12 protein-coding genes are annotated in these 13,460 nt (G+C 68.6%); 5 read left to right on the plus strand and 7 right to left on the minus strand.

The annotated features are described in order from the left end of the window. The first annotated feature begins 21 nt into the window (after window positions 1-21). Window positions 22-1,791 carry a heparinase II/III family protein gene (locus ACFO6Q_RS09590; RefSeq protein ID WP_380020439.1) on the plus strand — a complete coding sequence of 590 codons (1,770 nt, stop codon included), beginning with the start codon at window positions 22-24 and terminating at the stop codon, window positions 1,789-1,791. Here ACFO6Q_RS09590 and ACFO6Q_RS09595 read toward each other — a convergent pair. From ACFO6Q_RS09595 to ACFO6Q_RS09610, 4 genes are all read right to left on the minus strand, one after another. After that, complete coding sequence (locus ACFO6Q_RS09595; protein WP_380020440.1) at window positions 1,751-2,725, minus strand: hypothetical protein; 975 nt, start codon at window positions 2,723-2,725, stop codon at window positions 1,751-1,753. The two genes, ACFO6Q_RS09590 and ACFO6Q_RS09595, sit on opposite strands and share 41 nt — an antisense overlap. 410 nt (window positions 2,726-3,135) lie before the next feature. Next, window positions 3,136-4,296 carry an acyl-CoA dehydrogenase family protein gene (locus tag ACFO6Q_RS09600; protein WP_380020441.1) on the minus strand — a complete coding sequence of 387 codons (1,161 nt, stop codon included), beginning with the start codon at window positions 4,294-4,296 and terminating at the stop codon, window positions 3,136-3,138. 94 nt (window positions 4,297-4,390) lie between these two features. Further along, complete coding sequence (locus ACFO6Q_RS09605; protein ID WP_380020442.1) at window positions 4,391-5,173, minus strand: SDR family oxidoreductase; 783 nt, start codon at window positions 5,171-5,173, stop codon at window positions 4,391-4,393. Further along, window positions 5,170-5,568 (minus strand): nuclear transport factor 2 family protein, encoded by a 399-nt coding sequence (locus ACFO6Q_RS09610; RefSeq protein ID WP_380020443.1) that lies wholly within the window; start codon window positions 5,566-5,568, stop codon window positions 5,170-5,172. Before ACFO6Q_RS09610 ends, ACFO6Q_RS09605 begins: the two co-directional genes overlap by 4 nt. A gap of 21 nt (window positions 5,569-5,589) precedes the next feature. On the opposite strand from ACFO6Q_RS09610, the gene ACFO6Q_RS09615 reads away from it, so the two are divergent. Beyond that, the gene (locus ACFO6Q_RS09615) at window positions 5,590-5,943 is read left to right on the plus strand and encodes a winged helix-turn-helix transcriptional regulator (protein WP_380020444.1); all 354 of its coding nucleotides are present in this window, start codon (window positions 5,590-5,592) and stop codon (window positions 5,941-5,943) included. A 7-nt stretch (window positions 5,944-5,950) separates the two neighbouring features. Here the strand turns inward: ACFO6Q_RS09615 and ACFO6Q_RS09620 are convergent, their stop codons facing one another. Continuing rightward, window positions 5,951-6,751 (minus strand): carboxylesterase family protein, encoded by an 801-nt coding sequence (locus ACFO6Q_RS09620; RefSeq protein ID WP_380020446.1) that lies wholly within the window; start codon window positions 6,749-6,751, stop codon window positions 5,951-5,953. A 103-nt stretch (window positions 6,752-6,854) separates the two neighbouring features. On the opposite strand from ACFO6Q_RS09620, the gene ACFO6Q_RS09625 reads away from it, so the two are divergent. From ACFO6Q_RS09625 to metH, 3 genes are all read left to right on the plus strand, one after another. Further along, entirely contained in the window at window positions 6,855-7,781 is a 927-nt protein-coding gene (locus tag ACFO6Q_RS09625; protein WP_380020447.1) for an ArsR/SmtB family transcription factor, read from the plus strand. Beyond that, window positions 7,778-8,866: a homocysteine S-methyltransferase family protein gene (locus ACFO6Q_RS09630; RefSeq protein WP_380020448.1), complete on the plus strand. Its 1,089-nt coding sequence runs from the start codon at window positions 7,778-7,780 to the stop codon at window positions 8,864-8,866. The genes ACFO6Q_RS09625 and ACFO6Q_RS09630 overlap by 4 nt, the downstream gene beginning before the upstream one ends. 107 nt (window positions 8,867-8,973) lie before the next feature. Continuing rightward, a complete protein-coding gene (gene metH, locus ACFO6Q_RS09635) occupies window positions 8,974-11,709 on the plus strand; it encodes a methionine synthase (protein WP_380020449.1) in 2,736 nt (911 codons plus the stop codon). Window positions 11,710-11,930: 221 nt separating this feature from the next. Here the strand turns inward: metH and ACFO6Q_RS09640 are convergent, their stop codons facing one another. Together ACFO6Q_RS09640 and ACFO6Q_RS09645 are read right to left on the minus strand one after the other, a co-directional pair. Next, on the minus strand, window positions 11,931-12,257 hold the full coding sequence (locus tag ACFO6Q_RS09640) for a lipid-A-disaccharide synthase N-terminal domain-containing protein (RefSeq protein ID WP_380020450.1): 327 nt from the start codon (window positions 12,255-12,257) through the stop codon (window positions 11,931-11,933). Between the two features lie 114 nt (window positions 12,258-12,371). Beyond that, on the minus strand, window positions 12,372-13,439 hold the full coding sequence (locus ACFO6Q_RS09645) for a class III poly(R)-hydroxyalkanoic acid synthase subunit PhaC (RefSeq protein WP_380020452.1): 1,068 nt from the start codon (window positions 13,437-13,439) through the stop codon (window positions 12,372-12,374). Window positions 13,440-13,460 lie beyond the last annotated feature (21 nt).

The raw sequence follows: 13,460 nt of genomic DNA on the forward strand, positions 1-13,460 counted from the left end.
AAACCCTTCAGGAGTCGTGAAATGCTTCGACGTATTCCGCGCTTCGCGCTCGCGACGCTGCTGGCGGTCGGCGTTCCCTGCCGCGCCGCGATCGACCTGGACCTGTCCTACGTCGACCTGCAGTCGCCGGCCTACCAGCGCTTCAAGGCCTGGGTCGACCAGGCCGTCGCCGGCGACCCCGGCTACGCGTTCTCGGCCACCGATGCGGCCACCCTGTTCCGGCTGACCGGCCAGGCGCCGTACGCCACGCTGGCCGTGCAGATGGTGGAACGGCAGGTCGCCGAGGCCGAGGCGCTGATCGCGCAGGGGCAGCGCCCGGAGATTTCCGGCGATTCCTATCTCCACGTCGGCGAGATGCTGCGTGACCTCGCGCTGACCTACGACTGGTGCGCCGCGTCGGTCACGCCGCAGCAGCGCACGCGCTGGTCCGCCTACGCGCAGCAGGCGGTGTGGAACGTCTGGCATCCGGACGAAGCGCAATGGGGCGGGCATGCGCATCCGTGGTCCGGCTGGTCGATCGACAACCCGGCCAACAACTACTACTACAGCTTCGTCGAGGCGACGATGGTGTGGGCGCTCGCCACCGGCGATGCGTCGCAGCGCGCCGCCTGGATGCAGCTGCTGCAGGACGTCAAGCTGCCCGCGCTCGAGCAGTACGCGGCGACGCTGGCCGGCGGCGGCAGCCAGGAAGGCACCGGCTACGGCCTTTCCCACCGCTCGCTGTTCTGGCTGTACCGTCTCTGGCGCGACACCACCGGCGCCGACCTCGCCAACGCCAACGCGCACCTGACCGACAGCATCGCCTGGTGGATCCATGCCACCGTGCCCACGCGCGACCGCGTCGCGCCGATCGGCGACCAGTCGCGCGTGTCCGAGCCGGTGCTGTACGACTACCACCGTCATCTCATGCTCGAAGCGCACCGCATGACGGACGACGCGACCGCGCGCGCGAACGCGTCGTGGTGGCTGCATTCGGTTTCGCAGACGCAGATGGAGAGCGGCTTCAACTTCCGCCACGACCTGCTGCCGTCGGGCTCGGACGGCGTGCCGCCGGCGGACCTCGTCTACCACGCATCCGGCACCGGCCAGCTGTTCGCGCGCACCGGCTGGGACGAGGGCGCGATGTGGCTGCAGTTCTCGGCCGGACCGTACCGCGAGAGCCACGCCCACCAGGACCAGGGTTCGTTCACGCTGTTCCAGAACGACTGGCTCGCCGTGACCGAGAACATCTGGACGCACAGCGGCATCCAGCAGGGCACCGACGTGCACAACCTGCTGCGCTTCGAACGCGACGGCGCAATCGTGCCGCAGCGCGTGGACACCGTCTCGACGATGACGGTCGTGCCGGGCGCCGGCGGCGCCGTCCACGTCGAGGCAGACCTGACGCCCGCCTACGCCGGCGATCCGGCGGTGCAGAGCTGGCAGCGCACGCTCGACTTCGCCGGCGGCAGACTCACCGTTCACGACAGCTACGCGCTCGACGCGAATACGCAGGCGGTGTTTCAGCTCAACGTGCCGATGCGCCCGGTGATCAACGGCAGCACCGCTCAGGCCGGCGCCTTGCGCCTGCGCGTGCTGTCACCGCCGGGCGCAACGCTGAGCGCGCTCGACTGGAGCACGCGCAGCGACGAGGACGAAACCTATCGGCAGGGATGGCGCATCGACGTCGCCGGCGGCGTCGGCGAATACGTGGTGGAGCTTGAAGCCGGCGACGAAGTCTTCGCCGACGGCTTCGACGGAACGGTCCGCGTCAGTCCGGACGCGGACAGGACAGCGACGGCGGGAAGATGAAGCGCTCGATGCCGACATCCAGCGCCATCTGCAGCGGCAGGTCGCCGCCGCCCGAGCGCGCCAGGTTGGAGTCAATGTTCGCGCGCACGCGGCCGTCACCCAGATCGCCGAACGTGATCGACGCCGTGCCCATGATGCCGACCATGTACGAGCCGCCGACGAACTGGCCGCCGATGCTGCTGAGGAACTCGATCTGCACGACGTCGCCGGTGCCGTCGTTCGCGTTCACGACGAGGTTCATGCGCAGGCTCTCGAAATCGCCCTCGCTCGGTGACTTCAGCACGGACACCGTGACCAGCCGGCTGCCGTCCGCGCGATCCTCGTAGATCGCGTAGTTGCCCGGCTCGTCGACGTCGTAGTCGTGCGCGCCGCCGTCGATCGTGCCGGCGAGGCTGCCGTCGCCCAGGCCCTGCGTCGAATCGGGCAGGTCGCCGACGAAGCGCGCGGCGGCGAAGGTGTTCAGCACGTACTGGTACTGCTGCAGGCTGGTATCGGTCGTGCCGCAGGCCTCGATCAGGATGAAGCCGTCCTGCTCGGCGTCGAAACGGACCAGGCCGCCGCGCGCGGTGTCGGTGCGCGGCACCGTGATGCTGGCCGGCAGCTGCAGCGGCACGTTCTGCGGCGTGAAGCGGAACACCGGCCCGACGAAGCTCATGTCGAACGGCGGCGGCGGCGGAGCGTCGAGGCGCTCGATGCCGAACGTGGTCGGCTGCGCGACGGCGTTCTCCGGCACTTCCAGCCGCGCGCCGCACAGTTCCAGCGCGCCGCCTTCGCTGCCGATGGTCGCCTGCACCGGCGCGCAGTCCGGCGCGACGATCTCGAAGCCGTCGGCGAAGACGAGGTCGCTCGGATCGACGCCGGCGTACGCCGCCGGCAAGGCCGCGGCGATCGTCAATGCGAGCGGAAGGGATACGCGACGGACGCGATTCGACATGGACTCACCCTGGATTGCGAAGAAGGAAATCGGCGCGCATGCGGAAGCGACGCGCAGCCGGAGTCTCGGCCGTCGTCGATGCGGATGTCAATACGAAAGTCCTCGCAGTTTGCGTACTGCGACGGTCGCGCGCTGTCGCACGTCCGCATCGGATTTCGCCGTGCGGCCGGCAAACGGCCGCATGAATCAGAAGTACAATTTTTCCCGAAATCCCATCTGCACCACGCCGGCGACGGCATTCGCCGGCCGCGCAGGGGCCGGGATGATGCGGGATGCGGATCGCGAACGACGAGGTGCCGTTCGCGGACGGCGTGCGCGCAGACTTTTCGCTGCGTGGCGCTCTTCTCGCTGCGAAGGGCCGCGCCAGAAGAAGCCGCGCCCCGATGCGGGCGCGGCCGGGTGACCGCGGCTCAGCGCACGCCGGTCTCGTTGCGCGCGATGACCAGGCGCTGGATCTCGCTGGTGCCTTCGTAGATCTCGGTGATCTTGGCGTCGCGGAAGTAGCGCTCCAGCGGCATCTCCTTCGAGTAGCCCATGCCGCCGTGGATCTGCACGGCCTGGTGCGTGACGAACATCGCCGCTTCCGAGGCGAACAGCTTGGCCACCGACGCCTCGGTGCTGAAGCGGCCGCCGTTCTTCGCCGTCTCGCCCTTGGCGAACGCGGCACGCAGCACCAGCAGGGTCGCCGCATCGAGACGGCACTTCATGTCGGCGATCTTGGCCTGGATCATCTGGAACGAGCCGATCGGCGAGCCGAACGCCTTGCGCTCGCGCACGTAGGCCACGCTCGCCTCGTAGGCGGCACGCGCCAGGCCGACCGCCTGCGAGGCGATGCCGATGCGGCCGGCGTCGAGCACGCCCATGGCGATGGCGAAACCCTTGCCTTCGGTACCGAGCAGATCGGCCGCCGGGCAGACGTAGTCGCTGAATTCGATCTCGCAGGTGGCGGACGCGCGGATGCCGAGCTTGGGCTCGGTCTTGCCGGCGTGGAAGCCCGAACGACTGGTGTCGATCAGGAACGCGGACACGCCCTTCGCGCCGATGCCCGGCGTGGTGATCGCGAACAGCACGATGTACCTGGCGACCGGCCCGGAAGTGATCCAGCTCTTCTTGCCGTTGATGACCCAGTCGCCGTTGGCGTTTTTCTCCGCGCGCGTGTGCATCGCCGAGGCGTCCGAGCCGGACTGCGGCTCGGTCAGCGCGTACGCGCCGATCGCTTCGCCGGTGGCGACCGCGCGCACGTACTTCTGCTTCTGCTCCTCGGTGCCGTAGGTGAGGATGCCGTTGCAGTAGAGCGAGTTGTTGACCGACATGATGGTCGAATGCGCGCAGTCCGCGGCGGCGATCTCGATCATCGCCAGCGCGTAGGCGACCGGATCCATGCCGGCGCCGCCGTACTCGACCGGAACCTCGATGCCCATCAGGCCGAGCTGGCCCATCTCGCGGATGTTGTCGAGCGGGAACTCGCCGGACTTGTCGAACTCGGCCGCGACCGGCGCGATGCGCCGGGTGGCGAAGTCGCGCGCGACGGCCTGGATCGAGAGCTGGTCTTCGGTATAGCGGAAATCCATCGTGACTCCTTCGTTCGCGCTCAATGCGCCGCGCGGCAACAGGGAAAGGGCACGATTCTAGCGGCTCCGGAGCATCGATGCGTGGCCGCGCGCGCTACGCCACCGGTACCGTGCCTCCGTCGATGACGTATTCCACGCCGGTGATCGCCGAAGCGCGAGGCGAGGCGAGAAAGGCGATCAGCTCGGCGACTTCCGCAGGTCTGGCCGGGCGGCCGAGCGGTATGCCGCCCAGAAAATCCATGAGAATCCTGCGGGCGCCGTCGAGGTCGGTTCCTTCGCGCGCCGCGATGCCTTCGAGCATGCCGGCGGCGGCCTCGGTCTCGACCCAGCCCGGCGACACGCGCACGACGCGTATGCCCTTCGGCGAAACTTCCTTCGACAGGCTCTTGCTGTACGTGGACAGCGCGGCCTTGGCGGCGGCGTAGGCGGTGGTCGAATCCGGCAACGGCAACTGCCGCTGGATCGAGGTGACGTGGACGACCACTCCCGATCCCCGCTCGATCATGCCCGGCAGCAGCGCACGGTCCAGGCGCACGGCCGCCAGCAGGTTGAGGTCGAGCTCGGCACGCCACGCCTCCTCACCGAGTGCGGCGAAGCCTCCGCCCGGGGAGGCCGAACCGCCCGCGACGTGGATGATCGCGTCGACGCCGCCGAATTCGCGCCGAACGCATTCCACGATCGCCGCGCAGCCCTCCGCCGTGGCGACGTCGGCCGCGACGAAGCGCAATCCGTCGACCGGATCGGCCGGCCGCTGCCGGGCCGCGGCGAGCACGTCGGCGCCGGCTTCGAGCAGACGCGACACGACGGCCTTGCCGATGCCGCGGGTGCCACCGGTGACGAGGGCGCGGACCGCGGAAAACTCGCCCGCGGCGTTCACGTGCGAATCTCCAGGGAGACGATCCTGCCGTCCGACACGACGAACACGTGGTCCAGATCCACGGGGCTCCCCGGGAAATCGCCCGAGATCCGCGCGCGAACCACCATCGCCGCGCCTTCCTGCCGAACCGACAACGGCTCGGCGGTGTGGCGGTATTTCGCCTTGGCTTCGCGCTTCCATGCGGCGATCGCGACGGGTCCGCGATGCGTGCGGCCTTCGTCGACGACCGTCGCGTCGGCGGCGAACAGCTCGCCGGCGCGCGCCGAAGTCTCCGGATCACCCTCGTCGAAATAGCGCGCCAGCGGCCCGGGCAGTTGAATACTCATGCGGCGTTTCCCATCTGTGCGGAAGGGCGGGAAGTGTCCCCGCAGGCGATTCCGCGCGGAAGTACGCACGAAAAAGTAAGTATCCCGACCATGACCGCGAAGACCTACACGCCTCGCACCGCCGCCGCCGGCGTCGAAGCCGCCCTCGGCCTCGTCGAGGGTCGCTGGAAGCTGCTGATCCTGTTCCACCTGTTCGACGGCAAGGTGTTGCGCTACTCGGACCTGGAAAGGGCCATCCCGGAGATTTCGCAGAAGATGCTGGCGCAGCAGCTGCGCCGGCTCGAAGCCGACGGCCTCGTCGCGCGCACGGCCTACGACGAAGTGCCCCCGCGCGTGGACTACCGGCTGACGCCGTGGGGACAGGCGCTGTGTCCGGCGCTCGATGCCTTCCTGAGCTGGACGGAACGGCGCGACGACGAATCGCCGCCTCGTCCGGCGGCATAGGCGGGACTCAGCGCGCGGGCGCGGAGAAATCGCACGGCGCCCCGCGCAGGCGCTGGTCGAGCAGCCACGGCAGCAGCGCGTCCTCGGCGTAGGCGCGCGGCCAGATCACGTGCTTCTCGCCGGCGTATTCGGTGTAGCGCGGCTTGCCGCCCATCGCGCGCAGCGCGCGCACGACGGCGCGCGAGCCGACCATCGCGCCGTCGTAGCCGGTCTCCACGTCGGTGTCGTCGTCCTCGCTGCCGTGGAATACCCACTGCGGCACGTCGCGGATCGGCCCGAGCCCGGCGAGTTCGGTCATGCCCGACATCGGCACGCCGGCGGCGAAGCAGGCCGGATAGGTCTTCAGCGCATCCCATACGCCGGTCGCGCCGTCGGAAATGCCGGTGAGGTAGATGCGCCGCCGATCGATCGGGAAACGCGCCAGCGCGTCGCGCACGACGGCGGCGACGCGCGCCGGCGGCCAGTACGCGTCGGTCGTCTGCGGCGCGACGTAGACCAGCGCAATGCCGTCCTCGCGCGCAGCGTCGACGAGCTCGTACGAACCGTTGCCGCGGCCGGCGAGCTGCGATTGGTTGTCGGTGCCGTCCTGCCAGTCGCCGTGCAGGAACACCACCAGCGGCAGCTTCTCGCCGTCGCGCCGGCCCGGCGTCTGGATCGCCCGGTAAGGCACGCGCGCCGCATCGGCGGTCCAGTACTTCGCCAGCTCGGCGTCCTCCAGCTCGGCGGCGGCGGCGTGCCCGTGCGCGGTGACGGCGAGAACCAGGACGAGCAGGTGCAGGGCGAGACGGGACGAGACAGAAGAGCGCATCGCGCAAGCATACCGGCTGGCACGCCGCACGCCGTGCATTGACGCTGCATGTCCGCCTCGCTACGCTAGCATTTATCTTTTTATCAAGATAAAGGGATACATCTTGGACCTGGCCGCCACTTCGGCCCTGCTGCGCCTGCTTTCCGACCCGACGCGCGTGCGCCTGCTCGCGCTGCTCGAGCGCGAGGAACTCACCGTCGCCGAACTGTCCGCCGTGCTGCGCCTGGCGCAGCCGCGCGTGTCCACGCACCTGGCCAAGCTGAAGGAAGCCGACCTCGTGCGCGACCGCCGCGCCGGCGTGTCGTCCTACTACCGCTACAACGGCGAGCTGGACGCGAAGGAAGGCGCGCTGCTGCGCGCGCTTAAGGACAACGTCGACGACGCGATCCTGCGTGACGACGAGCGCCGCCTGCCCGCCCTGCTGGCCAAGCGCGCACGCGCCGAAGGCTGGGCGGATACCGTCGCCGGCGACATGGAACGCCACTATTCGCCCGGCCGCACCTGGGAAGCGCTGGCGCGCGGCATGACGCAGCTGGTGGAGACCGGCGACGTGCTCGACATCGCCTCTGGCGACGGCGTGCTGGCGGAGCTGCTCGCCTCGCGCGCGCGCTCGATCGTCTGCGTCGACGCCAGCGAGCGCGTGGTCGCCGCCGCGCGGCAGCGCCTGAAGGCCTTCGGCAACGTCCAGGTGCGCGTCGGCGACATGCACGCGCTCGACGTCGCCGCGCCGCGTTTCGACCTGGTCCTGCTGATGCACGCGCTGACCTACAGCGAACGCCCCGCCGCGGTGATCGCCGAGGCCGCGCGCGTGCTGCGCCCGGGCGGCCGCCTGCTCGCCGCGACGCTCGCGCGCCATGCGCACCGCACCGCGGTCGAACCGTTCGAGCACCGCAACCTGGGCTTCACCCCGGACGAGCTGCGCGAGTTCGCGCGCAAGGCTGGCCTGGACGTCATCGCCTGCGAGCGCCTCACGCGCGAGCGCCGCGCACCCCATTTCGAAGTCCTCAGCCTGCTCGCGAGGAAACCATGAGCCTGCCCTACCTCAACCCCTCCCGCGCCAAGGCCCTCGTCGACGGCCTCGCCCGCCGCATCCTCGTCATCGACGGTGCGATGGGCACGATGGTGCAGGGCTACAAGCTCGACGAGAGCGACTACCGCGGCGAACGCTTCGTCGACGGATTCGACCGCCTGCACGAGCCTCAGCGCGATCCGGCGACGCAGCCGGGCCACGACCTGAAAGGCAACAACGACCTGCTGACGCTGACGCGTCCGGACGTGATCGGCGCGATCCACACCGCCTACCTCGACGCCGGCGCGGACCTGGTCGAAACCAACACGTTCAACGCGACCTCGATCAGCCAGGCCGACTACCACCTCGAGCACGTCGTCTACGAACTCAACCGCGAAGGCGCGCGGCTTGCGCGCGCGTGCTGCGACGCGGCCGAAGCGAAGACTCCGCACAAGCCGCGCTTCGTGATCGGCGTGCTCGGCCCGACCAGCCGCACCGCCTCGATCAGCCCGGACGTCAACGATCCGGGTTTCCGCAACACCAGCTTCGAGGAACTGCGCGTGGCCTATCGCGAGGCCGCGGCCGGACTCGTCGACGGCGGCGCGGATGCGCTGATGGTGGAGACGATCTTCGACACGCTGAACGCGAAGGCGGCGCTGTTCGCGATCGACGAACTGTTCGAGGAACGCGGCGCGCGCCTGCCGGTGATGATCTCCGGCACGATCACCGACCTCTCCGGCCGCACCTTGTCCGGGCAGACCGCCGAAGCGTTCTACGCCTCGGTGGCGCACAGCCGGCCGCTGTCGGTCGGGCTCAACTGCGCGCTCGGCGCCAAGGAGCTGCGCCAGTACGTCGACGTGCTCGCCCAGGTCGTCGACGGCTACGTCAGCGCGCATCCCAACGCCGGCCTGCCCAACGCGTTCGGCGAATATGACGAGACTCCGGAACAGATGGCGCAGCTGATCGGCGAATTCGCGCGCTCGGGTCTGCTCAACCTCGTCGGCGGCTGCTGCGGCACGACGCCCGCGCACATCGCGGCGATCGCCGCGGCCGTCGAGGGTGTCGCGCCGCGCGCGTTGCACACACGCGTCTCCCAAGCGGCATGACTTCGTCGTTCCCGCGCGAGCGCGAGTCCATCGCGTTTTCCAGGCGCTGAGAAGCGGATTTCCGCTCGCGCGGGAATGACGTCAACCCAATCTCCGGTCCATCCAGAATGTCCGACACTCCACGCTACACCCGCCTTTCCGGCCTCGAGCCGCTGCTGATCACGCCGGAGCTGCTGTTCGTCAACGTCGGCGAACGCACCAACGTGACCGGCAGCGCGCAGTTCCGCAAGCTGATCAAGGAAGAACGCTACGACGAGGCGGTCGTGGTGGCGCGCCAGCAGGTCGAGAACGGCGCGCAGATCCTCGACGTCAACATGGACGAAGGCCTGATCGATTCCGAAGCCGCGATGGTGCGGTTCCTGAACCTGATCGCCTCCGAGCCCGACATCGCGCGCGTGCCGGTGATGGTCGATTCGTCCAAGTGGAGCGTGATCGAGGCCGGCCTGCGCTGCCTGCAGGGCAAGGGCGTGGTCAATTCGATTTCGCTGAAGGAAGGCGAAGAGGTCTTCCTCGACCACGCCAGAAAGGTGCTGCGCTACGGTGCCGCCGCGGTGGTGATGGCGTTCGACGAACAGGGCCAGGCCGACACCTGCGCGCGCAAGGTCGAGATCTGCACGCGCGCCTACCGGCTGCTCAGGGAACGCCTCGACTTCCCGCCCGAGGACATCATCTTCGATCCGAACATCTTCGCCATCGCCACCGGCATCGAGGAGCACGACAACTACGCGGTCGACTTCATCGAGGCGACGCGCCTCATCAAGGCGACCTTGCCGCACTGCCACGTGTCCGGCGGCGTGTCGAACGTGTCGTTCTCGTTCCGCGGCAACGAGACCGTGCGTCAGGCCATCCACGCGGTGTTCCTGTACCACGCGATCCGCGCCGGCATGGACATGGGCATCGTCAACGCCGGCGCGCTGCCGATCGTCGACGACCTCGATCCGGACCTGCGCGAGCGCGTCGAGGACGTCGTGCTGAACCGGCGCAAGGACGCCACCGAGCGCCTGCTCGAAATCGCCGAGCGCTACAAGGCGAAGAAGGGCGAGGTCGTGGTCGAGAACCTCGCCTGGCGCAGCCTGCCGGTGCGCGAGCGCCTGACGCACGCGCTGGTGCACGGCATCGACGCCTACGCCGAGCTCGACACCGAGGAGATGCGCCTGCAGTGCGCGCGTCCGCTCGACGTCATCGAGGGTCCGCTGATGGACGGCATGAACGTCGTCGGCGACCTGTTCGGCGCCGGCAAGATGTTCCTGCCGCAGGTGGTGAAATCCGCGCGCGTGATGAAGAAGGCGGTCGCCTACCTGCTGCCGTTCATCGAGGCCGAGAAGGCGCGCACCGGCGACACCGGCAGATCGAACGGCAAGATCGTGATGGCGACGGTCAAGGGCGACGTGCACGACATCGGCAAGAACATCGTCGGCGTCGTGCTCCGCTGCAACAACTTCGACGTGATCGACCTCGGCGTGATGGTGCCGGCGCAGAAGATCCTCGACACCGCGATCGCCGAGAAGGCGGACATGATCGGGCTGTCCGGCCTGATCACGCCGTCGCTGGAGGAGATGAGCCACGTCGCGCGCGAGATGCAGCGCCAGGAGTTCGCGCTGCCTCTGCTGATCGGCGGCGCGACGACCTCGCGCGCGCACACGGCGCTGAAGATCGAGCCGCACTACAAGGCGCCGACGGTATGGGTCAAGGACGCCTCGCGCGCGGTCGGCGTGGCGCAGTCGCTGATCTCCAAGGAGCTGGTCGACGCGTTCATGGCGAAGATCCGCGCCGAGTACGCCGAGATCCGCGAACGCCACAAGGACCGCGGTGGCGCCAAGCGCCTGGTTCCGCTCGATAAGGCACGCGCGCAGCGCTTCGACGGCGGCTGGGCCGACTATGTGCCGCCGGCGCCGCGTACGCCCGGCGTCACGGTGTTCGACGACTACCCGCTCGCCGATCTGGTCGAGTTCATCGACTGGTCGCCGTTCTTCAACGCCTGGGAGCTGGCCGGGAAATTCCCGGCGATCCTCGAAGACCCCGTCGTCGGCGCGCAGGCCACCGAGCTGTACCGCGACGCGCGCGCGATGCTCGACAAGATCATCGCGCAGAAGTGGCTCAAGGCCAGCGGCGTGATCGGGTTCTGGCGCGCGAACAGCGTCGGTGATGACGTGGTGCTCCTGACGGAGCACCGGGAATCGGGAATCGGGAACCGGGAATCGGATGAAGCGGCTTCCGCTCCTCCCCATTCCCTGCATTTCTTGCGCCAGCAAGTCGACAAGCCGGTCGAGCGGCCGGACTTCTGCCTGGCCGACTTCGTCGCGCCGAAGGATTGCGGGCGCGAGGACTGGATCGGCGCGTTCGCCGTCACCGCCGGCATCGGCATCGACGAGCACGTCGCGCGTTTCGAGCGCGACCACGACGACTATTCGGCGATCCTGCTGAAGGCCTTGGCCGACCGCCTCGCCGAAGCCTTCGCCGAGCACCTGCACCAGCGTGTGCGGCGCGAATTCTGGGGCTACGCGGCCGACGAGGCGCTCGACAACGAGGCCTTGATCGCCGAAAAGTACCGCGGCATCCGTCCCGCCCCCGGTTATCCGGCCTGCCCGGACCACACCGAAAAGGCGGCGCTGTTCCGCCTGCTCGACGCGACGGCCAACGCCGGCATCTCGATCACCGAGAGCTTCGCGATGCTGCCGACCGCGGCCGTCTCGGGCTGGTACTTCTCGCACCCGCAGAGCCAGTATTTCGTGGTCGGCCGCCTGACCAAGGAACAGGTCGAGGACTACGCCCGGCGCAAGGGCTGGTCACTGGCCGAGGCCGAGCGCTGGCTGGCGCCGAACCTCGACTACGATCCCGACTGACGCCGGGCAGGCCTTCCTGCCGGCGAGCTTGCAGGCCAGCACGTAGTCGCCCGGCCGGCCGATCCAGCCGTGCCCGCCGGCGACCCGCCGCACGGCCTGCGCGCCCCTGCCGTCGAGACAGGTCATGGGCATCGCCTGCCTGCCGGCGGGGGATGCGCGCCGCCCACGCGGAAGAAGCGCCGACGTCGACCGCGCTGCGGACGCCGCCGTGCCCGCGCGTTTCAGCTTGCATTCGCCTCGCGCTGCAGGCTTCGATCCTTGCGGTGGCGGAAGTCGACGACGAGGTTGTAGACCGACACGAAGGCCGGGAACAGATTCGAGAGCACGCCGACCGAATCGTTCTTGCCGAACGTGAAATAGCACACCAGCAGCACGCTGCCGAACACCGACAGCCACCAGAACGCGCGCGGCATGTGCACGCGCTTGAGCTTCTTGGTCGCGTACATCTGCACGAACCAGCGGCTGGTGAACAGGAACACGCCGAGGTAGCCGACGATCTTCCAGGGCGTGACCGTGATGCCGTGCAAGGTCACCAATACTTCATTCATGGGCGTGGCTCGCCATTGGGTCGAAGAAAATCGGGCGGCAGCATGCCGCGCGGCCCTTTCGGGACCGTTTCGCGGCGGAAAGGTTCGGCGGCGCGGCAACCCGCCGCGCCGGGATCAGCGCGAGCGCTTGGCCAGCCAGTCGTGGATCGCCGCCGGCACCTCGCGCTGCGCGCGGCCGGACACGTAGATGCCGATGTGGCCGCCGCGGAAGGCGATCTGCGTGTAGTCGTCGGTGCCGACGTGGTCGGCCAGCACGCGCGACGCCGACGGCGGCACCAGATGGTCCTGCTCGGCGAACACGTTCAGTACCGGCATCGTGACGTTGCCCAGGTGCACTTCGTGCGGGCCGATCTTCAGGCCGCCCTTGACCAGCTTGTTGCCCTGGTAGAAGTCCTTGATGAACTGGCGGAATGCCTCGCCCGCCTGGTCGGGCGAGTCGAAGATCCACTTCTCCATGCGCAGGAAATTTTCCAGCTCCGCCTTGTCGTCGAGGATGTCGACCAGGCCGATGTACTTCTGCTGGTTCAGCCGCACCGGCTTGAGCATCAGGTAGCACAGGTTCATCAGGTCGGCCGGCACGTTGCCGAGCGTGTCGACGAACAGGTCCACGTCCAGCTGCCGCGTCCAGTTCGACAGCATGTTCTCCGGCGTGTGGAAATCCACCGGCGTGACCATCGTGATCAGGTTCCTGATCTTGTCCGCGTGCGTGGAGGCGTAGCACAGCGAGAACGCCCCGCCCTGGCAGATGCCGAGCAGGTTGATCTTGTCGACGCCCGCGTGCGCGGCGACCGCGTTGACGGAACGGTCGATGTAGCCGTTGATGTAGTCGTCGAGCGTCAGCCAGCGGTCGGCCAGGTCCGGATAGCCCCAGTCGATCAGATAGACGTCCTCGCCCTGCGCAAGGAGATTCTTGACCAGCGAGCGGTCGTCCTGCAGGTCGACCATGTACGGGCGGTTGACCAGCGCGTAGACGATCAGGATCGGCACCTTGGCGGTCGGCGTCCGCTCGCCCTTGAAGCGATAGACGACGAGCTTGTCCTCACGGTAGACCGCTTCCTTGGCCGTGACGCCGAAATCGACGTCGTCGACCTCGCGCAAGGTCTGCAGGGCGGCGGCGAGCTTGCGCTGCGTGGTCAGGACTTCGTCGATCGCCTTGGTCGGCTCGATCTTGATCGGAAACATGAAAGGCCCTCGGCTGGACGT

It is taken from the genome of Dokdonella ginsengisoli (assembly GCF_042652785.1).
GTDB lineage: Bacteria > Pseudomonadota > Gammaproteobacteria > Xanthomonadales > Rhodanobacteraceae > Dokdonella_A > Dokdonella_A ginsengisoli.

What these genes read in the sequence shown, in the direction of transcription:
- ACFO6Q_RS09640 (WP_380020450.1), bottom strand. Translation starts at nt 12,257, where the DNA reads ATGAATGAAGTATTGGTGACCTTGCACGGCATCACGGTCACGCCCTGG.
- ACFO6Q_RS09595 (WP_380020440.1), bottom strand. Translation starts at nt 2,725, where the DNA reads ATGTCGAATCGCGTCCGTCGCGTATCCCTTCCGCTCGCATTGACGATC.
- ACFO6Q_RS09645 (WP_380020452.1), bottom strand. Translation starts at nt 13,439, where the DNA reads ATGTTTCCGATCAAGATCGAGCCGACCAAGGCGATCGACGAAGTCCTG.
- ACFO6Q_RS09590 (WP_380020439.1), top strand. Translation starts at nt 22, where the DNA reads ATGCTTCGACGTATTCCGCGCTTCGCGCTCGCGACGCTGCTGGCGGTC.
- ACFO6Q_RS09630 (WP_380020448.1), top strand. Translation starts at nt 7,778, where the DNA reads ATGAGCCTGCCCTACCTCAACCCCTCCCGCGCCAAGGCCCTCGTCGAC.
- ACFO6Q_RS09615 (WP_380020444.1), top strand. Translation starts at nt 5,590, where the DNA reads ATGACCGCGAAGACCTACACGCCTCGCACCGCCGCCGCCGGCGTCGAA.
- metH (WP_380020449.1), top strand. Translation starts at nt 8,974, where the DNA reads ATGTCCGACACTCCACGCTACACCCGCCTTTCCGGCCTCGAGCCGCTG.
- ACFO6Q_RS09620 (WP_380020446.1), bottom strand. Translation starts at nt 6,751, where the DNA reads ATGCGCTCTTCTGTCTCGTCCCGTCTCGCCCTGCACCTGCTCGTCCTG.
- ACFO6Q_RS09600 (WP_380020441.1), bottom strand. Translation starts at nt 4,296, where the DNA reads ATGGATTTCCGCTATACCGAAGACCAGCTCTCGATCCAGGCCGTCGCG.